Genomic DNA, 20,842 nt, shown 5'->3' on the forward strand with positions numbered 1-20,842 from the left:
GTCGGGCAGGGGTGGCCTTGGGGGCCGTTGTCGCAGCTGCCGCCGCCGTAGCCGGAGCAGTGGCCGCAGATGGTCCGCCCTCGGTGGTTCACGGGGGCGTGCAGCTTGCGCACGGCAGTGAGGGCGGCCTCGGCCTTGTCGGCGCGGGCGTGCTGCTCGTTCCGCTCCCGCTGAAACTGGTCGCGTTCGGCGGTACGCCGGTCTTCGTAGTCGCGTGAGGCGAGATAGGCCTGGTGCCACCAGTCCCGTTCGGCGTACAGCTGGTCGAGCTGGTCGCTGGTGAGTTGGTCGATGCCGGGCCGGTCCGTGGGCTGGGTCACCGGGCGTCTCCCTGCTCGGTGTACTGGTGGGCGTCGCCTCGGAGGACGGCGTAGTAGTTGCCCTCCTCGCGGAGAGTGGCGTAGACGACACCTCGCATGATCGGAACGTCCAATGGGAACGGCTCGCTGTCCCGGTGACGGCTGCCGAGGACGTAGCCCATGACGGCGGCGTCGCGGACGAGGGAGCGTTCGCGGGGGGTGAGTTCGGCGAGGCGGGCGTCGATGTCCTGCTCGCGCTGTCGGGCGCGCGTCTCGAAGTACGCGGCCAGCTCGGCGGGGGTGGTCATGAGCGGGCCTCCTCGGCCATCCGGCGGAGGTGGGCGGCCATGCTGCGGGTCGCGGCGCCTTCGAGTTCGGTGTCGCGGTCGAGTTCGCCGTACTCGGCGCGGATCTCGGCGTCGAGCTTGTTCTGCCGCGCGTCGATGGCGTCGGCGGCTTCGCGGAGAGCAGCGGCCCGGACTTCGGCCGCGTGGGCGTCGATGAGCCGGTTGAGGCTGTCGGTCTTCGGTGTACCGGGCGGGCCCCAGCGGTACCAGGACTGGTCGAGTGCGTCGTACAGGTCGGTACGCGCGGGCTGCTGCTGGGTCATCGGGTTTCGTCCTCCACGGTCCAGGTGGTCGTCTCCCGCACAAGGCGGTGGGTTGCTTCGGGGCTGCTCTCCCGGGTGGCCTTCAGGTACTTCTCAGCGCTGGTCCGGTCGTCGACAGCGGGCAGGGAGAACGTGCCGCCGTTGGGGTAGCGGGACTCGACGCCCCACCGGACGCGCGTCTCGGCCTCGTCGGTGGCCTGTGCTTCGGCCGGCTGCCCGACAGCGGGGCACTCGGCGCCGCAGGTCGCGTGCTGGTCGGTCTCGCAGGCCGGGTCGGGGCACTTCTCTCGGGGACCGGCGTGGGGCTCGGGGTATCCGGCGATGTCGTAGCCCGAGTGCGTCTCGGGCTGCTGTCCGCTGGCGGTGCGGGCGGCGCCCCGGACCGTGGCGGCGTCGGCGAGGAGCTGGTTGTACAGCTTCTGGGTGCGCTCGTCGACGACGGTCGGCGACGTCCATGAGTCGGCCGTGGCCATGCGGACCATCTTGCGGAGCTGGGCGTAGGCGGGGCGGTCGTTCACGTGTGGCTCCTGTCGGGTTGGGCCCGCCCCCGTGCGGGGTGTGGGGGCGGGGATGGAGACGAGGGCGGTCAGGCGGGACGTTCAGCGGTGAAGCTGATGACGATCGCGTCGTCGGTGACGTGGAACTGGAGGGCGTTGCCCGGGAGCGGGGCGTCCTCAGCGAAGCCGTGGATCTTGCGGTAGTGGATGGCCGCGACTGCGGTGGCGGACTCGACATCGGCGAGGGCGGCGCCCCACGGTTCGGCGGCGGGGATCTCCCACTCGTGGCGTGTGCTGGTAATGGTGCGACTGGTCCACGTGGCCATGGGTCTGCTCCTGGGTGGTGGGATGCTGGATACCGGTCCCCCCGCGCTGCCTGCGGGGGGACCTGCTGCGTGCTCAGGCGGCGGTGGCGAAGTAGTCGAAGGCGAGCTGCTCGGGCACGAACGGGGCGGGCCGGGAGTCAGCGAGCGCGGCCAGGACTCGGTCGCGCCAGGCGAGGGCGTAGCGCAAGCAGTTCGCTTCGTTCTTGTGGGGCCCTGGGTGGCGGGGGAAGCGGAAGTCGCAGCCCTGCTCCTCGCGCCGTCCGGCCGCGCTCCAGGCCATGGAGTCGGAGGAGGGCAGGAGGTGTCCGACCCGCCGCAGTCCGTCGATCTTGAAGCCGAAGCCGTGGAGCCGGATCCCGTGAGCCGCGATCCGCTCGATCAGGCGGGCGGCCTCGATGGTGCCCTGCCGGCGGCATACCGATCCGATCCCGACGAGCGGCAAGCTCCGCAGGTCGATCCCGGCCTGGTCGTACAGGGTGATGCAGTGCTCGTAGTCGGCGATCTCCCAACCCTGGAGCACGGGAATGATCGGCGCCGCGGGGTCGATGCCCTTGAGGTCGAGGTAGTTGCCGACGGTGCGCCGCTGGTGCTCGATGACGGACAGGCCGGTCTTGGCGACGATCCACGGCTCGCACATCCAGTCCTGTGGGGCGGCCCAGTTGATACCGACCTCGTCGACGTAGCGGCGGACCTGGCCGGCGTACTGGCGGGGGGTGGGCCCGTGGTCCCAGTTGCCGTGGTCGTCGAGTTCGGAGAAGCCGCCAGAGTCGACGGAAACGGGGCCTTGTGCCCGGTACAGCTTCTTGAGCTTCGACAGGGGGCGGTTGGAGATGAACAGGGGGACATCGGTGTATTTCATGAACGCGGGCGGGGCGCCGAGGAGGAAGACGTTCACGCGACCGCCGCCTGGGCCCGGCGCCGCTGGATCAGCGCAATGACGGCGACGGCGGCGAGGGTCATCCACGTCTTGCCGAGGATCTGGCCCGGCAGGTAGGCGTAGGAGTCGAAGGCGAGCTTGAGGAAGATCAGGCTGTCGGCGAGGAGACCAATGGCGTTCGAGGCGAGCATGGCGATCAGCAGGCCGCGCTGGCGGAGCGGTTCGTAGACGGCGAAGTCCATCGTCTCGGCGACGGCGAAGGCTGCGGCGGACGCGACGGCCAGCTGCGGGTCGGCAAGGACGAACGACAGCACGGTGCCGACGGCGATCGCGGCCAGGACCGCACGACGGCCGAGGGTCTCGCGGGCGAGGTCGCGCAGGACCAGGGCCAGGCCGACCAGGTACACGCCGGCGGGTGCGGCCTGGCCGAAGCCGACGGGGAGGACTCCGATGTGGGTGACGGCCAGGTTCGCGGCGGGGATGGTGGCGATGTAGGCGGCGAGGGTGGCGACACCGGCAAGGGTGGGACGGTTCACAGGGGTGTGTCTCCTTCGTGGCGGGTCCGGATCAGGCGGCGGTGCGGATGCGGCTGCGGATGCGGTGGACGGTGCGTGGGGTGCAGCGGGTCTGTTCGGCGATCTGCCGGGCACTGAGCCCGCGGGCGTCGAGTCGGCGTATGGCGGCGGCTCGTTCGCTCGGGGTGAGCCGCGGCGGCGGGTCTCCGAGGACAACCCGTTCGACGGCGATCTCGTCGGGGGCGGCGGGGACGTAGTGGGCGTGGTACCAGCGGCGGTAGGCCATCCGTCGGCATTCGCGGCAGCTGGTCCAGCCGCGGGCGTCGACGACGAGGTTCTCGGGGTACGGGTGGCCGTGGGCACAGCGCTCGCTCGTGGGGCGGGTCACGGTGGCTCCTAGGCGGCGGGACGGAGGGCGGCGAGAAGCCGTTCCCGGTTGGCGGCTTGCTGTGCGGGCGAGGTGGGCATCCGCTCGGGCCGGTAGTCGCGGACCTGCCCGGTGGGGGCCTCTTCGGCGTACAGGCGGCCCAGGGCGTCCGCGGGCGGGAGCCGGAGGGCTCGTCGGACCTCGTTCACGGTGCCGCGGCCGCATCCGAGGCGTCGGGCGATGGAGGCGTCGGAGTGGCCGGCGCGAACAAGGGCGGCGATGTCGGCGCGGACCTTCATGCGGCCATCTCCTCGGCCTCGAGGTAGCGGCGGGCGTGGACAAGGTCGGGGAGCGGAATGCCGTCGGTGTGGCAGGGGGTGCCGGGGGCGACCTGGCAGTGGGGGCAGCAGGCGGTGGCTTCGGCCCAGGCGGAGCGGCGGGCGGGGTGGGTGTCGGCGAGGGTGCGGCCGCTGGACATGACGCGGCAGGGCCGGTGGGCGGCGGCACCGCAGTGGGGGCAGGCGACGGACCGGGTGGGGTGCTGGCCGGCGCGCATGAAGTGGCGGAGCTCGATCGGCATGGGGGCGTTGGGGCGGATGGTCACTGGTCCTCCTTCTGGGTGGGCGGGGTGCAGCCGGTGCAGCCGCAGATCTGGCCTTGGTCCATGAACTCGGGGTGGTCGGCGGTGCGGAGCCATTCGCGGTAGTCGTCGAGGGCTCGGGTCCAGTCGGCGGCGGTGTGCCGGGAGGGCGCGCGGCCGACGGGGGCGGTTCCTGTGGGCCAGGCACCTGGCGGGCGGCCGGTGGGGCGCCTCGGGGCCGGGATGGCGGGCTGGTCGCGCTGGGCGCGTCCGGCGCGGAGTTGCTCGCGGAGGAAGCTGGACAGGTCTCCCTCGCGTCGCATGGCCGCGATGTCCTCGGTGCTGAAGTCGTCACTCACTGGCGGGCTCCTCGTCGATGATCTCGGCGTCCGGGATGTCCTCGTCGGCTGCGATTCGGGCAAGGGCGAGGCGGGATGCTTCGCGGATGCGGTCTTCCTCGGCGGCCTGCCGGGTGGGGTCGACCGCCGGTTCACCGGCCGCGACCCTCCGCCGGACGGTGTGCGGTTTGGCGAGCGGCTTGCCGAGAGGGTGCTTGGCGGTGGAGATGCCGGACTTGCAGGGGTGCCCGATCTCGGCGGAGCAGGCGGGGCACTGGACACCGAGGGGTCCGGTACGGCGGACAGTGTCGGCGAGCCGGGGCTGCGGGATGCTGCCGTCCTCGTCGGGGACGGTCCGGTTGCCCTGCCAGCCGATGGCTTCGAGCTCGGCCAGAACGCGGGGGTGCGGTCCGCCTTCAAGCTGCGGCCGGCCGGTGGGGGCGGCGAAGCGTCCGCTGGCGATGGCCTGGACCTGGCCGCGATAGCGGGCGAGGTACTCGCCGGTGGTCTCGTCGGGGCGGGGCTCGTACTGGAAGTTCTCCAGCCGGGCGGACCGGATCTTGGAGCGGAGGGTGCGGACGTGGTGCGGCAGGATCCACAGGCGTTCGTTCGGGTTCTGTGGCGGGGTCGTGTAGTAGGCGGCGACAGCGGCCTTGGTGTCGTCGTCGAGGGGCAGGTCGTGGAGGGCCGAGGCCCATGCGGTGGCGGCGGCTTCGGAGGGTTGCCGGTTGTCGAAGGCGGCGCAGTGGCCGAGGAGCACGCTGGCTTCGGTGCGGTTCATGCGGAGTCCTCCGAATCTTCGGCGGCGAATTTGGCGGCGATGGCTCCCCAGCCGGCGACCTTGGCGTCGGTGCCGGTGAGGGTCTGGCCGCTGGGGAGCTGGATGACGTTGCCGGTCTGGCGTCGTTCGCTGGCTCGCTTGGCGGAGTCCCCGAGCCACTTGCGCCAGGCCTCGTGCCAGTTGCGCTTCTTGCGGCCTTCGGCCCGCCAGTAGGAGATGAACTGCTGGGTCTCGAAGTCGGGGTCGAGTGCCGGATAGGTCGAGGCGGCGAAGCGGCGCATCGTGTCGTTGAGGTGGAAGTCGTCAGGGATGGAGTGGAGGCCGTCAGGCCGCTGCTGCTCCGCCACCGCGAAGGGTTCGACTTCGACGCCGGAGGCACCCACCCCCTCCTCTTTCGGGGCTGGGGCAGGGGTAGGGGTAGGGGCAAGGGCAGGGGAATGCGCGCGTGACGCGCCCGCGCGCCCGCGCGTAGAGGCTTTCGGACCCCCCTCGTCACCCCCTTCGCGAGGGGTATCGGAGGGGGTTACCGAAGGGGTTCCGGAGGGGGTTACGGAACCCCTTCCGGAAGGGTCGGGCGTGAGGTCTCCGAAGGCCTTCCGCAGGGCCTGAATGTGGGCGGCAACCTGAGCCCGGATTGAGGGCCCGTCCTCGCCGCGGTACTTCGTCGGCTCGCCGCTGAGTTCGTCGAGGGGGATGCGGTCCATCTCTTCGAGCAGTGCCCGCTGCAGGTGCTTGGAGGAGATCTCCAGGGCGCCCGAGACCATGGCGCCCATGACCTTGGGCATCCTCCAGACGCCGTCGTTGCGGACGAAGGAGCGGATGAGGAGTTCCTCGGTGTCCTCGTCCATGACGATGAACCGGGCTCCTTCGAGGGACTGGAGCAGCTTCTCCAGTTCGACGGAGGTGAGGCCGCGGGCCTTGCGGGACCAGCGGCGCAGGGTCAGGTCGAGGAGGCCGGCGTGGTTGAGGTTGGGCTGGGAGATGAGGAACAGGTAGAGGCGCTGTTCCCGCTCATCGAGGGCGAGGAAGTCGGTGTCCTCCCAGATGCTGGTGAGGATCCGGCCGTGGCCACGTGCCATGGGAGGTCTGCTTCCTGGAGTAAAGGGTGGTGGTCTAGGCGGCGACGTCGAGCGCGTACTTGGGGTGGTCGCGGAAGGCGTGTTCGACGTAGGCCTTGCTGACGCCGAGACGTTCGGCTGCGGCGAGCTTGGTGAGGCCGTTGGTCCGCATCAGCCAGGCGGCGTCCTGGGCGATCAGCTCGCGCTTCGTGACGCCGTACAGCGGCTCGAAGTCCGGGTCGTCGATGACGTCCATGCGGGTCGCCCAGTAGGCGACAGTCGGCCAGCGGCGCTCTGCAGCCAGCTTCTTGGCCCGCTTGATGCTCACGGTTGAGATGCCATGCTTGGCCGGCGACTGCACCCGCAGCTCGTCGTAGACCACAGCAATGCGCTGAGCTGTGGTGGCCCGCATAGACGCGGCCTTGAAGATGGTGTTGCGGTTCGACGGGTGGATGCCGACTCGCTGGGCCGTGTGCAGGGTGGGCCAGCCCAGGGTCACCAGCGCCTGGAAGCGGCGCTGACTGCCCACGGGGCTGACGTAGCCGGAGTCGGTGAAGCCGATCGCGAGGATCTTGGCCGCTACCTCGGGAGTTGCGCGGCGGCGACGCGGCGAGGCGTACCCGTAGTCGTGGTGGACGAAGGCGCGCACCGACTTGTACGGGAGGCCGGTGAGGACCGAGACGCGGTGGATAGTGATCCCAGCTGCGTCGAGTGCGAGCAGGTGCTGACGGACGGGCTCGGCATCGACGAGGGGCTGCCAGGTGCCGGCGGTGATGGCCTGTCCGCGTTCGCGATTCCAGGCGTTGTACCTGTCCCGGCAGTTCGGGAGGCGGCATCCGTAGTCGGTGTAGCAGGTGAGTGTGTTGTGGTTCGGGGGCTGGCGGTCGGTGGTCACTGTCCGTTCTCCTTCCGGGTGGGCTGGCGCGCGGGGAGGGCGTAGAGGGTCTGGCAGAGCTCGAGGGATTCGACGGCTTCGCGCATAAGCTGGTCGGCTCGCCATCGGGCGACGTCGGCGCGGATCTGCTCAGCGGTACGGTGCCGTTGCCAGGCGCGGTCCTGGCCGTCTCCGGCGCTCATGCCGCGGGCCTCGTCTGCTGGGCCCGGGCGCGGCGCTGCTCGGCTATCAGCAGGCCCTTGACGGACAGTCGCCACAGGGCGAGGCGGTGGCCGTGGGTGGAGTCGAGGGTGGAGGGCACGACCTGACCGGTGTGCTCGATGACGCCGGCGCTGCGGAGGCTGTTGATGGCGGCGCCCAGGAAGCCGTGCCCCATCTCGGGCAGTACGTCTCGGACGTCGTTCGCGGAGAAGGTGTCGTGGCGGAGACCGAAGGCGTACACGGCCTGCTCGACGAGGAACCGGTCCCAGGACGACTGTTCGGCGATGGTCTCGAGGAGGAAGTCCTTCTCGGCGGAGGCGAGACGCTCAGCCGGGGAGAGGCGGCGGGTCATGGCGGTGTCCTTCCGATCGGGTGGGGTGGGCTACTTCGCGGCCTTGAGCGCGAGGCCGCGCTCGCGGATGTAGGCGCCGAGGTTGGTGGGCTGGCCGGTCTCGGGGTGCATGAGCGGGGTGGCGAGCGCGCTGGCCGCTTCGACGTCGCGGTACAGGGCGAGGAGGCTGTCCGGGGTAGCCGCGCTCGAGCTGGCCGCGTCGACCCAGGCGGTGGTGTCGATCTCCTTGGCGCCGGCGCGCAGCCAGTCCAGGTACGGCTTGGCGATGTCGACGGCGCCGTTGGGCCTGTCGATTTCGCGGCCGTTGAACGCGGGGCAGCGGGACTTGATGAACCGCAGCTGATTGGCCCGGCTCAGTTCGGCGGCGACCCCGAACTCGAACTCGATGCCCTGCCGCTGTTCGGCAAGCATCCCCTTGCTGACGGGGGTCTTGCTGCCGTTCTCCAGGACCATCTTGATTGAGGACCGCATGGTCGCGACCACGTGCCCGGGGTAGGACATGAGCGCTTCGATCATCTCGTCCTGGATCTCGCCGCCGTCCTTCCAGGCCGCGAACGTGTTACCGCGGTACTTGCTGTCGGCGACCTGCGAGACCTGGTCGAGCGTGCCTTCGGCGCCCTTCCAGAAGTGGGTGAGCGAGTCGACCATGACGACCGGGTAGCCGGCCTGGGCGGCAGCGGCGAGCGCCTTGACGAGGCCCCGCGGGTTGTAGCGGCGCATGGGGAGAACGTCGAACGGGGCGCCGACCTCGGTGACGTAGAGGCCGGAGGCGCCGCGCTCCGTGTCGATGACGGCGAACCGCTCACCCTCGGCGAAACCCGCGGCGGCGAACAGCCCGGTCCACGTCTTTCCCGATCCCGAGGGGCCCTGGAGGGAGAGCCGGGCTTTCTGCCCGTCCTTGGAGGCGGGGCGGAACGTGACCGGTCCGTCGTCGTACTCGTCGGCGGCCGGCGTCTGCTGGGGCTGTGCCCGGCGGACGGGCGGGGGCAGCTGGGTCACGAGGTCTCCTCGATGTACTTGCGCTCGGCCCACGGCGGGAGCGAGATGTACGTGGTGGTGTTGCTGTAGGCGGGCCACTCGCCGGTGGCCATGCAGCGGAGGTAGGTGTGGATGGCCCGGTCGTTGCGCTCGGAGCCGATGACGCGGGCGGGGAAGTCGAGCTCGACGACCTGCACGAGGTAGGGCTCGGTCTTCTCCTGGAACACGAACTTGAAGAAGCCGTGGGGCGGGATGAGCCCGAGCTCGATCGCGGTCTCCCGGTAGAAGGCGTCCTGCTGGAAGTAGGCCCACTTCTCGACCGTCTTGCTGATGGCGTCGGGGTGGACGGAGGTGGTGGTCTTGTAGTCGGCGATGCCGTCGGGCCGGAGCCAGTCGAAGCGGACTCGCCGCCAGACGCCGCGGGGGTCGGGCCAGAACGCGGACTGCTCGGCAACGCCGGCGCCAGGAGTGAGGAGGTCGGATGCTTCGGGGTGGGAGGCGAGGACTTCGGCCATGTCGTCGATCCGCTGCTTGGCCGCGGCCTTGAGGGGCACGTTGCCGGCGGCCCGGATCTCAGCGACCTGGGCCTTGATCTCCTTCGTGTCCCAACGGTCGGCGTCGACGACGATCAGCTCGGGCCCGTCGCCGAGGACGACGGTGTGGGCTGCGGTGCCGAACTCGTAGGCGGGCTTGTAGGGCTCGGGGTTGTCGAGGAAGTACTTGAAGCGGGCGGGGCAGTCGGTGAGGCGCCGGATGCCGGTGGAGGAGAGGCTGCCGCCGGGGATGGGATCACTGTGGTAGAGCTCGGCGGGGATGTCGTACAGGCCGGGCTCGACCCCGTCCCCGGCGGCGGTCACTGGGTGCCGTCCTGAGCGTCGAGGCAGTCCTCGCAGACGGGGCCTTCGGGGCGGCGGACGAACGGGCCGACGGTGTCGGTGCAGCGGGAGCAGGTGATCACGCCGCCACCTCGGCAAGGTTCGCGATGGCGAGGATGCGGGAGTGGGCCTCGTTGAACGGCTCGGTGTCGAGGCCCATCCACGGCACCGTGTGGGCCATGGCGGAGAGGAGCTCCAGCCCGTCCATCTGCTCGTCCGCAGCGGCGCGGGCCGCCTCCTCGATGTCGGCATCGGTGTAGCGGCCGTTGTGGCTGACATCGTCGGCCATGCGGTCGACGTTCGGTCCGCAGCAGTCGTGTCGGAGGAGGATCGCGAAGAGCTCGTCGGTGTCGATGCTGGCCTTGACGGTGTCGGCGTCCCGGGTCCAGTCGGCGAGGGTGGAGATGACCTTGATGGCGCGGATGCCGTCCTCGCGGCGCATGGCGTCAGCGATACCGAGTCCACTCGGCGTGTGGCCAATTCGCCAGCGCCGCGGGTTGGTGGGGAGCATGCCGTCCGGGAGACGGAAGAGGACGAGGCCGGGCGAGAGCGGGAGAGCGTCAGGGACGGTGTAGGTGCCGTCCTTAGTGGTGACCGTGTACGGGATCGGTTCCATGCGGAGCTCCTGAGGGTGTAGGAGGCCAGGCCGCCCCGGCGTGAACGGGGAGGGGCGGCCTGGCTGGCGCGGAGCCCAGGGGGTGGCTCGACGCGCCGTCTATGGGGTTGTGGTCTTGTCCCGCCGGCCTGCCGGTGGTGGCACGTCAGGCCGGCGGGCGGCTCAGGCGGCGGCGCGAGGGCCGGTGATGGGGAGGAGCATCTGCGCCTGGTGGCTGGCGGAGAGCTCGGGGAATTCGTGCTTGGCGATGAGGTGGTCGGTCATGTCCTCGGCCGCGGCCCGGGTGGTGCTGAGGTACGTGTGGTGCTCGCAGTTCGGCGCCGGGCAGCGCAGGTAGCCGGTCATCGGGTCTCCTTGGAGAGGTGGCGCCCGAGGAGGATCAGGGCGAGGGATATGGCGGTGCCGCCGGCGAGCTGGAGCCAGATGCGGGTCACGACGCCTCCCGTCCGAGGACTCGCAGCGTCCAGTCGTCGAGGCTCTCGGTGTGCCCGTCGCGGATCGACGCCGTGAAGTCCGGGTCAGGGGTGAGGCCGAGGGAGCGGAGCAGCATCCCGCCAGCCGACTCGCGGACCGGGGCAGGCGCCGCGTCCAGGTCGCACAGGAGAGCGGACACGATCGCCGTCTGCGGGGTCACGGGCGCCTTCCTCCGGTGTAGTCCTGTCCGCGGAGGTCGGGGTCGATGTCGAGGTACTCGTGCCACTGGTCCCAGTGGGCGCCGTCGGGGTCGGGGTTGGCGGCGCGGGCGTGGGTACGGATCTCTTCGATCTGCTGCTCCAGGTCGGCGAGCGGTACGTCCAGGCGCTCGATCGGGTTGATGGTCACGACGCCTCGCTCCTCTGCTGCGGGATGGAGACCGGAGTGCCGCATCGGCAGGTGTGGGGGCAGCGCTCGCAGTCCTCGCAGATCTCGTGCGGGCAGTGGCCGCAGTCGAGGCGGCGGACCAGCGGGATACCGCATCGGTGGGTGACGCCTGCTTCGGGACGCTCAGCTTCGATCCGGCGCCACTCGGCGGCCGGGTCCACGGTGCCCTCCTCGACAGCGGCCTCCAGTTCGGCAACCCGGGACCGCAGCTTGGTCAGCTCGGCCTCGGCGTCCAGCAGGCGCCGCAGAACCGGGCCCATCCGCTCACCCATGAACGCGGTGAGGTTCATGCAGTACCAGTCCTCGCGCTGCGTGGCGTGGTCGTGCGTGAGCCGGTCCCGGACGGACTCGGCGAGCTCGATCAGGACCGAGTCCCTCGCGGGCTTCGCTCCGCCGATCAGGTCGGCGATCTCCGCGAGCTGCTGCTCGCTCATCGATCCGCTCATGCCGCACCCCGCACGATGAGCAGCGGGTTGTAGGCGGCGAGCGTCTTGTTGGCGCGGGCCAGGTCGGCGAGCGCGTACTCGCGGGCCTCGCGGTACTCGGGCTTCCGGCAGAGGCTCACGTTGTACGCCTGGTTCGTCGCCTCGATCTCGGCGGCCAGGATGTGCTCGGGGATCTGCCGGCCGATCAGCACGGCAACCGCATCGGGGATCGGGACGGGCACCAACTCGGGGTGCATGGGGGATACTCGGGACACGGGGTTCTCGCTCTCTCTCGCAGGTGTTTGCGGTGGAGGGGTTGATCTCGGAGGGCTGGCCGTCGCGGTGTAGGAGCCCGGCGGCCGCCCGCAAAGCCGGCTAAGCGGCGAGGGCGCGGGGGCTGTACTTGTGCGGCATGACCTCGCCGTTCTTGATGACCCACCGGATGTGCTCGGCGGTCAGACGGGGCGTCTTGCCGATGCGCGTGAAGGGGATCGTGCCGAGCTGGATCTGCTCGGTGACCCAGTTCTCGCTCTTGCCGATGAAGGCTGCGGCGTCGGCCGGCGAGTAGGTGCGGATCTCGGCGTCCGGATCGGCCTTCAGTGCCTCGACGGCCCGGACGAGCTGCTCGAGGATCGTGATGTCGAGGTTGGGCTGATCAGCTACAGGGGCCAGGGTCTTCCTGGTCACGGGTTTTCTCCCTTGTGATGGCTTCAATGGGGACCGCCAGTGATGTGGCGATCCGGCCGAGCGTCTCGGGCGACGCCCCGTCGTCCTCCGTCTCAATGTGTGAGAGGAATCCCGGGCTTCGTCCTATGAGGCTTGCGAGCCGTCGCAGGCTCAGTCCGCGTGCCTCACGGATGGACCTGATTGCGGCTCCGTTCGGTGTCACGACACACAAACTATGGGTGTAGCGCCGGGAATGCAAGCGGTACCCCCGGATTCTTTGGGTGTTGCTCTGCCTGGACTGGGTGCCTTTGTGTGCACGGCGTGCCAAGGGAGGGCTGCGCGCGAGGCACTGCGTGCGTGCGCCGGAGCTTGAAAGGGCAACATAAATGCGCCTTAAGCACCGATCGGTACAGGTCAAATGGGTGCCGCAGTGGGTGTGTGTTGCCTAGATTTCATGCATCATGAGCGCATGGGCAGTAGGGACTGGAAGCACCTCGCAGACACCATCGAGGCAGCCAGGGAGACGAGGAACCTGACTCAGGTGGCGCTCGCCGAGAAGGCAGGCGTCAGCGAGTCGACGATCCAGAACCTGGAGTCAGGACAAGAACGCAAACGCGTACCGGCTTCGCTCCACAAGGTCGAGCGGGCACTCGGCTGGACGCCGGGCTCCGGCGAGCGCGTCCTCGAAGGGGGCGAACCTGAAGAGCAGCAGGAGGAGACCGCGGCCCCGCCGTCCGACCTTCCTCTGCGGATCGTGCACGAGTTGCAGGACGGCCCCCTCCTCGATGCCACCGTCCTCGACCTTGGCGGGTTCGGCTCGCAGGCCCGGATGATCGTCGTCGTCAAGGGCGCTCCGGATGCGAGCCCCGAGCAGATCCGCGCCGATCTCCTCGCCTGGGCCAGGACCCAGAAACACCTGCAGAACCTGCCGGCCGACGACGAGCCGGACGAGACAGGTAACTGACCGCCACATTTTGCTCACAAGTAGGCGCAAGGCACTCCCCTACGCATATGCCGATGTGATCTCATATGCGGTACCAGCGAGCGGGCCAACCTCGGTGGCACGTGGGGGACCTATGTCAGTCAGGGTTCTTCGAGTTTCCGGAATGCCGCACAGCGTGCAGGTGTGGTGGACCACTCGGAACGGCAAGCCGGTTCTCTGTATAGATGAGAGCCTCACTACGAGCGAAGGTGCGCGACAGCTGGAGGCACGGCTCAACGCCTTGCCGCAGGGAGGGGCTTCGACGCCCCGGGTCTCCCACACTGGATGACGGCGACGCCGGCAACCCCCATGAGCCGGCTCCCCGTCGACCATCCCGTCCAGTGAGGTGAGCGTGGCGTACTCAGAGAAGCGCGGCAAAGGCCGCGACGGCCGCATGCGGTACCGCGGTCGCTACAAACTCCCCAACGGCCGCTGGGGCTCCGTCTCCCGCGACGACCAGGGGAACCCGTTCTACACCGCCCGGTCTGCCGAGCAGTACGCCTCCGGCCTCGAGACCGACGTCCGCCGCAAGACGTTCATCAACCCGCGCGACGGACGCATGACCGTCGAGGAGTGGGCCCAACACTGGCTCGAATCCATCGACGTTGGTCCGCTCAGCGAGAAGGAGTACCGGCTCCGCATCAAGAACCAGATCCTGCCCGAGTGGGGATCGGTGGCGATCGGAGACCTCTCCCCCACCGGCATTGCGGCCTGGGAGAAGCGACTCCGGCAGCAGCTGAGCAAGAACTACGCAGACGGCGTCCTGTCGGTCCTCAGGACCATGCTCGACGACGCGGTCGCGGAACGACTTCGGATGGACAACCCCGTGGCTGCGAGGAAGTCCGGGCGCCGCGGCAGGTACCTGCCGAAGGCGAAGGACGAGAAGGTCACCGCCACCCCGCGGCAGGCGCTGCTCATCGCGCGCAACGGGCTCGCGATGCGAGGACTGAACGAGTACGCGATCGTGCTGGCGAGCGCCTACACCGGCCTGCGGATCGGCGAGCTGGCTGGCGTACACCGTAGCCAGGTCGACCTCAAGGACACGGGACAGGGTGCGCGCCTGCACTCGGTGCAGCAAAGCCAGTACGTGAACGGTGCCTTCACCGAGATCGGCAACAAGTACGACTCGGGGCGCGGTCTGATCCTCCCGCCGTTCCTTGCCGAGTTGCTTGGCGAGTTGATGGCGAGCAGGCCGGAAAGCGAATGGGTCTTCACCGCCCCGAAGGGCGGTCGGCTGCTTCGGGGCGGCGACTGGTACGCGGAGACCTGGCGGCCGATGGTGTCGGGCCGCGCGCCACGAGGGGTCGTGCGAGGAGCCAAGGAGAGGGCCGGCGTCCGGCCGGTGCTCGGCGTAGAGGGGCTGACGCCTCACGGTCTGCGGCACTCACAGAAGGTGTGGCTGGACGAGGGCATGCACCCCCGGGTCGCGGTCGAGGCCCGCATGGGACATGTGCTGCAGGGTGTCGAAGGAACGTACTCCCATGTGACACTGAAGATGGAGCTCGCCATCGCCGACTACCTGCAGGGCCTGTGGGAGGAGTCGCTGCGACCGGTTGTCGACCGCCGCGAGTTCGGCGCCTACCCCGTGTTCATCCCCACTCGCCGTAAACGATCTCCCAAGAATCTCCCAGAAGCGCAAATGACCGTCTAAGCCAGACGCAACCGGGCCCGCACCGGCTTGGTGCGGGCCCACTCTTCAAGGATCCCTCTATGCGCGTCCTACTGGCATGTTGCCCCGTCCGGTCGGCTACTTCGCGAGCGCGCGGCTGATGACCATGCGCTGGATCTCGCTGGTGCCCTCGAAGATCGTGTAGATGGCGGCGTCGCGGTGCATGCGCTCCACCGGGTACTCGCGGGTGTAGCCGTTGCCGCCGAGGATCTGGATGGCCTGGGCGGTGACCCGCTTGGCGACCTCGCTGGCGTACAGCTTGGACATGGAGCCCTCGGCCGCCGTGAAGGGCTTGCCCGCCGTGGCCATCCAGGAGGCGCGCCAGACCAGGAGCCGGGCCGCGTCGATCTCGGTGGCCATGTCGGCGAGCTGGAAGGCGACGCCCTGGTTCTCGATGATCGGACGGCCGAACTGGACGCGGGTCTTCGCGTAGTCGAGGGCCACCTCGTACGCGGCGCGGGCGGTGCCGACGGCCATGGCGCCGACCGCGGGGCGGGAGGCCTCGAAGGTGGCCATGGCGGCGTTCTTCACGCGCTCACCGCTCTGGGCGCGCTCCCGGGCCCGGGCCAGCCGCTCGTCCAGCTTCTCCTTGCCGCCGAGGAGGCAGTGGCCGGGGATCCGGACGTCCTCCAGGACCACCTCGGCGGTGTGGGAGGCGCGGATGCCGTGCTTCTGGAACTTCTGCCCCTGGGACAGACCGGGGGTGTTCGGCGGGACGATGAAGGAGGCGTGGCCCTTGGAGCCGAGTTCGGCGTCGACGACGGCGACGACGACGTGGACGTTGGCGATGCCGCCGTTGGTCGCCCAGGTCTTGGTGCCGTTGAGCACCCACTCGTCCTTGGCCTCGTCGTACACGGCCCGCGTCCGCATGGAGGCGACGTCCGAGCCGGCGTCGGGCTCGGAGGAGCAGAACGCGGCGACCTTGATGTCGTCGGCGTCGCCGTACATCTGCGGGATCCAGGTGCCTATCTGCTCCTCGGTGCCGTTGGCGAGGACGCCGACGGCGGCGAGGCCCGTGCCGACGATGGAGAGGGCGATGCCGGCGTCGCCCCAGAAGAGCTCCTCCATCGCCATCGGGATGCCGAGGCCGGTGGGGTCGAAGAACTGCTGGGCGTAGAAGTCGAGCGAGTAGATGCCGAGCTTGGCCGCTTCCTGGATGATCGGCCAGGGGGTCTCCTCACGCTCGTCCCATTCGGCGGCCGCGGGGCGCATCACATCGGCGGCGAAGCCGTGGAGCCACTCGCGGACCTGCTTCTGGTCATCGTTGAGTTCGAGCGTGAACTCGCCCATTTTCCCTCCCAGCGTTAGGTTACTTGCGGTAACACCAGTCTGTTACCGGCTGGTATGGGCTGTCAACCAGCGGCGGAGCGGTTCGGCCCGGCCAGCGACGGGCACCGGCCGGGTGTTACGTTGCGACAGCCTCACGGAATCGCACGGGCGGGGAGACACGCTATGGACATCGCACACCGGACCACCGACCAGCAGACGCCCACCGAGCAGCGGCGGCGCGAACTGCTGGAGGCGGCGGACCGGGTGGTGCTCCGGGACGGCCCCAAGGCGTCCATGAACGCGATCGCCGCCGAGGCCGGCATCACCAAGCCGATCCTCTACCGCCACTTCGGCGACAAGGGCGGCCTGTATCGCGCCCTCGCCACCCGGCACACGGACGCCCTCCTCTCCGCCCTGCGGGCCGCGCTCGACGCGCCCGCCGACCGGCGCCGCCGCGTCGAGGCCACCCTCGACACCTATCTCGCCTCGATCGAGGCGATGCCCCAGGTCTACCGCTTCCTCATGCACCCCGCGGAGGAACCGCACCAGACCGAGCAGGGCTTCGACGTCGGCCGCCACTCCGCGCCGCTGCTCCGCCGCATGGGCGAGGAGCTCGGCCAGGTCATCGCCGAGCGCGTCGACCTCGGGCCCGCCGCCGAGGCCGAGGCCCGGATCTGGGGCCACGGCATCGTCGGCATGATGCACGCGGCCGGCGACTGGTGGCTCGGCGAGCGCCCCTGCTCCCGCGCCGAACTCGTCCGAAGCCTGGCGGACCTGCTGTGGGGCCGCCTCGCGAAGGCCGACGACCGCCCCGACGGACCCGGGTTCTAAGGGCATCCGGGACATCGGGGCATCAGGGCACCGGGGCGTCAGGGACGTCGCCGGTCGGCCCTCAGGACCCCAGCACCCCTGCGCCACTCCCCCACGGCTCCTTGCGGATCGACCGGAGCAGACGTGACTTGCGCCACCCCGTGACCCGGTCCGCGTAGACCCCGCCCTCCAGGTGGTCGCACTCGTGCTGGAGGCAGCGGGCGAAGAAACCCGTCCCCTCCACGCGTACCGGCGTCCCGTCGGCCCGTACGCCCTCGACCACCGCACGGTCGTAACGGGGCGTCGGGGCTTCGAGTCCCGGCAGCGAGAGACAGCCCTCCGGGCCCCGGACCACCTCGCCGTCCGCCTCCACCAGGCGCGGGTTCACCACATGGCCCAGATGGCGGTTCTCCTCGTCGTCGGGACAGTCGTAGACGAAGACGCGCAGGCCCACGCCCACCTGGTTCGCCGCGAGGCCCACGCCGTTCGCCGCGTACATCGTGGCGAACATGTCCTCGACGAGCCGGGCCAGTTCGGGCCCGAAGTCGGTGACGGGCTCACACGGACGGTGCAGTACGGGGTCGCCGAGCAGAGTCATCGCTCGGACGAGGCCGGAACTGCCGGGGATGGGGCGGTTTCGCATGGCCGTAAGGGTACGGTCCGCCGTGACCTGGCTGTTTCCCGCGGCCGCTCCACGGTGCCGCTGTTCGGGCTGCTGGCCGGATCTCGATAGGCTGAGCCCGGACCGACGCAAGGAGGAACAAGAACGATGTCAGGACACCCCGGTAATCCAGAGCCGCTGTCGCCGCGCGCCAAGCTGGCCGTGACGGCGGGCAGGGCCGCTGCCGCGGTGTCGCGTGCGGCGGGGCGCGGCAGTGGATCCGTGATCGGCGGCAAGGTGGCGCTGAAGCTCGACCCGGACCTCCTCGGCCGGCTCGCACAGCATCTGGACGTCGTCCTGGTGTCCGCGACCAACGGCAAGACGACGACGACCCGGCTGATCGCGGAGGCCCTGCGCGCCGCGGGCCCCGTCGTCTCGAACGCGCTCGGTGCCAACATGCCCGCCGGCATCACCTCGGCGCTCGCCGGCGGCTCGGACTCCAAGTACGGCGTGATCGAGGTCGACGAGAAGTACCTCGCCGGAGTCGCTCGTGACACCACGCCCAAGGTGATCGCGCTCCTGAACCTCTCCCGCGACCAGCTCGACCGCGCCGCCGAGACCCGGATGCTCGCCGAGAAGTGGCGCGAGGGCCTCAACGGCACCAAGGCCGTCGTCGTCGCCAACGCCGACGACCCGCTGATCGTGTGGGCCGCCTCCTCCTCCCCCAACGTGGTCTGGGTGGCCGCCGGCCAGGAGTGGAAGGACGACGCCTGGTCGTGCCCCGCCTGCGGCGGCGTGATGCAGCGTCCGGGCGACGACTGGTTCTGCGGCGAGTGCGGCTTCCGGCGTCCCGCGCCGAGCTGGGCGCTCAGCGGCGACCACGTGCTCGACCCGCACGGTTCGGCCTGGCCGATCCGTCTCCAGCTGCCCGGCCGCGCCAACAAGGCGAACGCCACCAGCTCGGCCGCCGTCGCCGCCGTCTTCGGGGTGCCGCCGCAGGTCGCCCTGGAGCGCATGTACCAGGTGCAGGCCGTCGCCGGACGCTACGACGTCGTCTCCTTCCAGGGCCGCGACCTGCGTCTGCTGCTCGCGAAGAACCCGGCGGGCTGGCTCGAAACGTTTTCCCTCATCGACCAGCCGCCGACCCCGGTGATCCTCTCCGTCAACGCGCGCGGCGCCGACGGCACGGACACCTCCTGGCTGTGGGACGTGGACTACGGCCGGCTCGCCGGCCACCCGATCATGGTGATCGGCGACCGCAAGCTGGACCTCGCGGTCCGCCTGGAGGTCGCGGGCGTGGACTTCCGCGTCTGCGAGACCCTCGACGAGGCCGTCGCGATGGCCCCGCCCGGGCAGATCGAGCTGATCGCCAACTACACCGCCTTCCAGGACGTCCGCCGCCGCGTCGGCAACTGACCCGTAGAGGACATGCAGCATGACTGACAGCAGCCTGCGCCTGGTCTGGGTCTACCCGGACCTGCTCAGCACCTACGGCGACCAGGGCAACGTCCTCGTCGTCCAGCGCCGCGCCGAGCAGCGCGGTCTCAGCGTCGAGCGCGTCGACGTCCGCAGCGACCAGCCGGTGCCGACCTCGGGCGACATCTACCTGATCGGTGGCGGCGAGGACCGTCCGCAGCGGCTCGCGGCCGAGCGGCTGCGCCGCGACGGCGGACTGAGCCGGGCCGCCTCCAACGGCGCGATCATCTTCTCGGTCTGCGCCGGCTACCAGATCCTGGGTCACGAGTTCATCAACGACCTCGGCGAGCGCGAGGCCGGTCTCGGCCTCATCGACGTGATCTCGACCCGCGGCGAGGGCGAGCGGTGCGTCGGCGACGTCCTCGCGGACATCGACCCGCGGCTGGGCCTGCCCCAGCTGACGGGCTTCGAGAACCACCAGGGCATCACCCACCTCGGCCCGACGGCCCGCCCGTTCGCCCGGACCGTCCTCGGCAAGGGCAACGGGACCGGCGACGGCACCGAGGGCGCGTACAACGACACCGTCTTCGGTACGTACATGCACGGCCCCGTCATGGCCCGCAACCCGCAGATCGCGGACCTGCTCCTGAAGCTGGCCCTCGACGTGAACGCGCTGCCGCCGACCGACGACCGCTGGTACGAGGCGCTGCGCGGCGAGCGCATCGCGTCGGCCACCCAGCCCGCCTGAGTCGTCCCGCGCGCCGCCGTTGGTCCCTCGTACGAACGTACGTTGTCCACTGTGCGGACATCCGGTTCGGTCCCGCCACCCTGCGGCGATAGGGTGGCGGGAATCCAGCCGGACGACGTGGTCCGGGAGTCGGCCCACGTTGCAAAGGTTTTTGGGCTATGCGCATTGGCGTGCTCACCTCCGGCGGAGACTGCCCCGGTCTGAACGCTGTCATCCGTTCCGTCGTGCACCGCGCCGTCGTCGACCACGGCGACGAGGTCATCGGCTTCCACGACGGGTGGAAGGGCCTCCTGGAGTGCGACTACCGCAAGCTCGATCTCGAAGCGGTGGGCGGCATCCTGGCCCGGGGCGGCACCATCCTCGGCTCCTCGCGGGTCCAGCCCGCGCACCTGGTCGACGGCGTCGAGCGCGCCCGCGGCCACGTGGCCGACCTGGGACTCGACGCCATCATCCCGATCGGCGGCGAGGGGACCCTGAAGGCGGCGAACCTGCTCTCCGAGGCGGGTCTCCCGATCGTCGGCGTCCCGAAGACCATCGACAACGACATCGCCTCCACCGACGTCACCTTCGGCTTCGACACGGCCGTCACCGTCGCCACCGAGGCCCTCGACCGGCTCAAGACGACCGCCGAGTCCCACCAGCGGGTCCTCGTCGTCGAGGTGATGGGCCGCCACACCGGCTGGATAGCGCTGCACTCCGGCATGGCCGCCGGCGCGCACGCCGTCGTCGTCCCCGAGCGCCCCTTCGACATCGACGAGCTGACCGCCCGGGTCGGCGCCCGCTTCGAGGACGGCAAGCGCTTCGCGATCGTCGTCGTCGCCGAGGGCGCGAAGCCGCGCGAGGGCTCGATGGACTTCAAGACCGCCGGCACCGACATCTACGGCCACGAGCGCTTCACCGGCGTCGCCAACCAGCTCTCGGTGGAGCTGGAGCGGCGGCTCGGCAAGGAGGCCCGCCCGGTGATCCTCGGGCACGTCCAGCGCGGCGGCACCCCGACCGCGTACGACCGTGTCCTCGCCACCCGCTTCGGCTGGCACGCGGTCGAGGCGGCGCACCGCGGCGAGTTCGGCATGCTGACCGCCCTGCGCGGCACGGACATCACGATGGTCCCGCTGGCCCAGGCCGTGGAGGCCCTCAAGACGGTCCCCGCCGACCGCTACGCCGAGGCCGAGTGCGTGCTCTGAGCCGCCGCCGTACGTGACATCCGCCCCCGGTCGTGGTCGCGACCGG

The 20,842-nt window shown here is 70.2% G+C and carries 34 protein-coding genes; 6 read left to right on the forward strand and 28 right to left on the reverse strand.

The genetic code is table 11. The features are described from left to right. From ACFWUY_RS27110 to ACFWUY_RS27235, 26 genes are all read right to left on the reverse strand, one after another. Positions 1-320: hypothetical protein (locus ACFWUY_RS27110; protein ID WP_384114712.1), on the reverse strand; the 320-nt coding region annotated here is incomplete at its 3' end. Further along, entirely contained in the window at positions 317-607 is a 291-nt protein-coding gene (locus tag ACFWUY_RS27115) for a hypothetical protein (protein ID WP_384114714.1), read from the reverse strand. The genes ACFWUY_RS27110 and ACFWUY_RS27115, both read right to left, overlap by 4 nt. Then, entirely contained in the window at positions 604-909 is a 306-nt protein-coding gene (locus tag ACFWUY_RS27120) for a hypothetical protein (RefSeq protein WP_384114717.1), read from the reverse strand. Before ACFWUY_RS27120 ends, ACFWUY_RS27115 begins: the two co-directional genes overlap by 4 nt. Further along, a complete protein-coding gene (locus tag ACFWUY_RS27125; RefSeq protein WP_384114720.1) occupies positions 906-1,427 on the reverse strand; it encodes a hypothetical protein in 522 nt (173 codons plus the stop codon). The genes ACFWUY_RS27120 and ACFWUY_RS27125 overlap by 4 nt, the downstream gene beginning before the upstream one ends. Positions 1,428-1,495: 68 nt before the next feature. Further along, positions 1,496-1,732 (reverse strand): hypothetical protein, encoded by a 237-nt coding sequence (locus ACFWUY_RS27130; protein WP_384114723.1) that lies wholly within the window; start codon positions 1,730-1,732, stop codon positions 1,496-1,498. Positions 1,733-1,805: 73 nt separating this feature from the next. After that, positions 1,806-2,627: a hypothetical protein gene (locus ACFWUY_RS27135; RefSeq protein WP_384114726.1), complete on the reverse strand. Its 822-nt coding sequence runs from the start codon at positions 2,625-2,627 to the stop codon at positions 1,806-1,808. Next, on the reverse strand, positions 2,624-3,145 hold the full coding sequence (locus tag ACFWUY_RS27140) for a VUT family protein (RefSeq protein ID WP_384114729.1): 522 nt from the start codon (positions 3,143-3,145) through the stop codon (positions 2,624-2,626). The genes ACFWUY_RS27135 and ACFWUY_RS27140 overlap by 4 nt, the downstream gene beginning before the upstream one ends. A 31-nt stretch (positions 3,146-3,176) precedes the next feature. Then, positions 3,177-3,512, reverse strand: a complete 336-nt coding sequence (locus ACFWUY_RS27145; protein ID WP_384114732.1) for a helix-turn-helix domain-containing protein — start codon at positions 3,510-3,512, stop codon at positions 3,177-3,179. Positions 3,513-3,520: 8 nt separating this feature from the next. Beyond that, positions 3,521-3,790 carry a helix-turn-helix domain-containing protein gene (locus ACFWUY_RS27150; protein ID WP_384114735.1) on the reverse strand — a complete coding sequence of 90 codons (270 nt, stop codon included), beginning with the start codon at positions 3,788-3,790 and terminating at the stop codon, positions 3,521-3,523. Next, positions 3,787-4,095, reverse strand: coding sequence for a hypothetical protein (locus tag ACFWUY_RS27155; protein ID WP_384114738.1), 309 nt, complete (start codon positions 4,093-4,095; stop codon positions 3,787-3,789). Before ACFWUY_RS27155 ends, ACFWUY_RS27150 begins: the two co-directional genes overlap by 4 nt. Beyond that, positions 4,092-4,430, reverse strand: a complete 339-nt coding sequence (locus ACFWUY_RS27160; protein ID WP_384114741.1) for a hypothetical protein — start codon at positions 4,428-4,430, stop codon at positions 4,092-4,094. Before ACFWUY_RS27160 ends, ACFWUY_RS27155 begins: the two co-directional genes overlap by 4 nt. Beyond that, the gene (locus ACFWUY_RS27165; protein ID WP_384114746.1) at positions 4,423-5,190 is read right to left on the reverse strand and encodes a hypothetical protein; all 768 of its coding nucleotides are present in this window, start codon (positions 5,188-5,190) and stop codon (positions 4,423-4,425) included. Before ACFWUY_RS27165 ends, ACFWUY_RS27160 begins: the two co-directional genes overlap by 8 nt. After that, positions 5,187-6,269: a hypothetical protein gene (locus ACFWUY_RS27170; protein WP_384114750.1), complete on the reverse strand. Its 1,083-nt coding sequence runs from the start codon at positions 6,267-6,269 to the stop codon at positions 5,187-5,189. Before ACFWUY_RS27170 ends, ACFWUY_RS27165 begins: the two co-directional genes overlap by 4 nt. A gap of 34 nt (positions 6,270-6,303) precedes the next feature. After that, the gene (locus tag ACFWUY_RS27175) at positions 6,304-7,143 is read right to left on the reverse strand and encodes a hypothetical protein (RefSeq protein ID WP_384114753.1); all 840 of its coding nucleotides are present in this window, start codon (positions 7,141-7,143) and stop codon (positions 6,304-6,306) included. Beyond that, positions 7,140-7,325 (reverse strand): hypothetical protein, encoded by a 186-nt coding sequence (locus tag ACFWUY_RS27180; RefSeq protein ID WP_384114756.1) that lies wholly within the window; start codon positions 7,323-7,325, stop codon positions 7,140-7,142. Before ACFWUY_RS27180 ends, ACFWUY_RS27175 begins: the two co-directional genes overlap by 4 nt. Continuing rightward, positions 7,322-7,696, reverse strand: coding sequence for a hypothetical protein (locus ACFWUY_RS27185; RefSeq protein ID WP_384114759.1), 375 nt, complete (start codon positions 7,694-7,696; stop codon positions 7,322-7,324). The genes ACFWUY_RS27180 and ACFWUY_RS27185 overlap by 4 nt, the downstream gene beginning before the upstream one ends. 30 nt (positions 7,697-7,726) lie before the next feature. Then, the gene (locus ACFWUY_RS27190; RefSeq protein ID WP_384114762.1) at positions 7,727-8,695 is read right to left on the reverse strand and encodes an AAA family ATPase; all 969 of its coding nucleotides are present in this window, start codon (positions 8,693-8,695) and stop codon (positions 7,727-7,729) included. Beyond that, the gene (locus ACFWUY_RS27195; protein WP_384114765.1) at positions 8,692-9,531 is read right to left on the reverse strand and encodes a PD-(D/E)XK nuclease-like domain-containing protein; all 840 of its coding nucleotides are present in this window, start codon (positions 9,529-9,531) and stop codon (positions 8,692-8,694) included. Before ACFWUY_RS27195 ends, ACFWUY_RS27190 begins: the two co-directional genes overlap by 4 nt. Positions 9,532-9,628: 97 nt before the next feature. Further along, a complete protein-coding gene (locus ACFWUY_RS27200) occupies positions 9,629-10,165 on the reverse strand; it encodes a hypothetical protein (RefSeq protein WP_384114768.1) in 537 nt (178 codons plus the stop codon). 162 nt (positions 10,166-10,327) lie between these two features. Continuing rightward, the gene (locus tag ACFWUY_RS27205) at positions 10,328-10,510 is read right to left on the reverse strand and encodes a hypothetical protein (protein ID WP_384114772.1); all 183 of its coding nucleotides are present in this window, start codon (positions 10,508-10,510) and stop codon (positions 10,328-10,330) included. An 85-nt stretch (positions 10,511-10,595) separates the two neighbouring features. Then, the gene (locus ACFWUY_RS27210; RefSeq protein ID WP_384114776.1) at positions 10,596-10,799 is read right to left on the reverse strand and encodes a hypothetical protein; all 204 of its coding nucleotides are present in this window, start codon (positions 10,797-10,799) and stop codon (positions 10,596-10,598) included. Beyond that, on the reverse strand, positions 10,796-10,987 hold the full coding sequence (locus ACFWUY_RS27215; protein ID WP_384114779.1) for a hypothetical protein: 192 nt from the start codon (positions 10,985-10,987) through the stop codon (positions 10,796-10,798). The genes ACFWUY_RS27210 and ACFWUY_RS27215 overlap by 4 nt, the downstream gene beginning before the upstream one ends. Then, complete coding sequence (locus ACFWUY_RS27220) at positions 10,984-11,460, reverse strand: hypothetical protein (protein ID WP_384114783.1); 477 nt, start codon at positions 11,458-11,460, stop codon at positions 10,984-10,986. Before ACFWUY_RS27220 ends, ACFWUY_RS27215 begins: the two co-directional genes overlap by 4 nt. Before the next feature lie 8 nt (positions 11,461-11,468). Beyond that, positions 11,469-11,708, reverse strand: a complete 240-nt coding sequence (locus ACFWUY_RS27225; protein ID WP_384114786.1) for a hypothetical protein — start codon at positions 11,706-11,708, stop codon at positions 11,469-11,471. A 118-nt stretch (positions 11,709-11,826) separates the two neighbouring features. Beyond that, complete coding sequence (locus ACFWUY_RS27230) at positions 11,827-12,138, reverse strand: hypothetical protein (RefSeq protein ID WP_384114794.1); 312 nt, start codon at positions 12,136-12,138, stop codon at positions 11,827-11,829. Continuing rightward, positions 12,107-12,340 (reverse strand): helix-turn-helix domain-containing protein, encoded by a 234-nt coding sequence (locus tag ACFWUY_RS27235; RefSeq protein ID WP_384114797.1) that lies wholly within the window; start codon positions 12,338-12,340, stop codon positions 12,107-12,109. The genes ACFWUY_RS27230 and ACFWUY_RS27235 overlap by 32 nt, the downstream gene beginning before the upstream one ends. A gap of 246 nt (positions 12,341-12,586) precedes the next feature. On the opposite strand from ACFWUY_RS27235, the gene ACFWUY_RS27240 reads away from it, so the two are divergent. Continuing rightward, complete coding sequence (locus ACFWUY_RS27240; RefSeq protein WP_384114802.1) at positions 12,587-13,081, forward strand: multiprotein-bridging factor 1 family protein; 495 nt, start codon at positions 12,587-12,589, stop codon at positions 13,079-13,081. Between the two features lie 370 nt (positions 13,082-13,451). Next, on the forward strand, positions 13,452-14,750 hold the full coding sequence (locus tag ACFWUY_RS27245; protein ID WP_384114809.1) for a tyrosine-type recombinase/integrase: 1,299 nt from the start codon (positions 13,452-13,454) through the stop codon (positions 14,748-14,750). 96 nt (positions 14,751-14,846) lie between these two features. Here the strand turns inward: ACFWUY_RS27245 and ACFWUY_RS27250 are convergent, their stop codons facing one another. Next, complete coding sequence (locus ACFWUY_RS27250) at positions 14,847-16,058, reverse strand: acyl-CoA dehydrogenase family protein (protein ID WP_384114812.1); 1,212 nt, start codon at positions 16,056-16,058, stop codon at positions 14,847-14,849. A 162-nt stretch (positions 16,059-16,220) separates the two neighbouring features. On the opposite strand from ACFWUY_RS27250, the gene ACFWUY_RS27255 reads away from it, so the two are divergent. Further along, on the forward strand, positions 16,221-16,868 hold the full coding sequence (locus tag ACFWUY_RS27255; protein WP_384114815.1) for a TetR family transcriptional regulator: 648 nt from the start codon (positions 16,221-16,223) through the stop codon (positions 16,866-16,868). Positions 16,869-16,929: 61 nt separating this feature from the next. On the opposite strand, the gene def is transcribed toward ACFWUY_RS27255, so the two are convergent. Beyond that, positions 16,930-17,490 (reverse strand): peptide deformylase, encoded by a 561-nt coding sequence (gene def, locus ACFWUY_RS27260; RefSeq protein WP_384114817.1) that lies wholly within the window; start codon positions 17,488-17,490, stop codon positions 16,930-16,932. Between the two features lie 126 nt (positions 17,491-17,616). On the opposite strand from def, the gene ACFWUY_RS27265 reads away from it, so the two are divergent. The 3 genes from ACFWUY_RS27265 (at position 17,617) to ACFWUY_RS27275 (ending at position 20,796) form a co-directional block, all read left to right on the forward strand. Beyond that, positions 17,617-18,864, forward strand: a complete 1,248-nt coding sequence (locus ACFWUY_RS27265) for a MurT ligase domain-containing protein (protein ID WP_384114821.1) — start codon at positions 17,617-17,619, stop codon at positions 18,862-18,864. A 19-nt stretch (positions 18,865-18,883) separates the two neighbouring features. Next, entirely contained in the window at positions 18,884-19,612 is a 729-nt protein-coding gene (locus ACFWUY_RS27270; protein ID WP_384114825.1) for a type 1 glutamine amidotransferase, read from the forward strand. Positions 19,613-19,770: 158 nt separating this feature from the next. Continuing rightward, entirely contained in the window at positions 19,771-20,796 is a 1,026-nt protein-coding gene (locus tag ACFWUY_RS27275) for a 6-phosphofructokinase (protein WP_384114829.1), read from the forward strand. Positions 20,797-20,842: the final 46 nt, after the last annotated feature.

Source organism: Streptomyces sp. NPDC058664 (genome assembly GCF_042716635.1).
Lineage (GTDB): Bacteria > Actinomycetota > Actinomycetes > Streptomycetales > Streptomycetaceae > Streptomyces.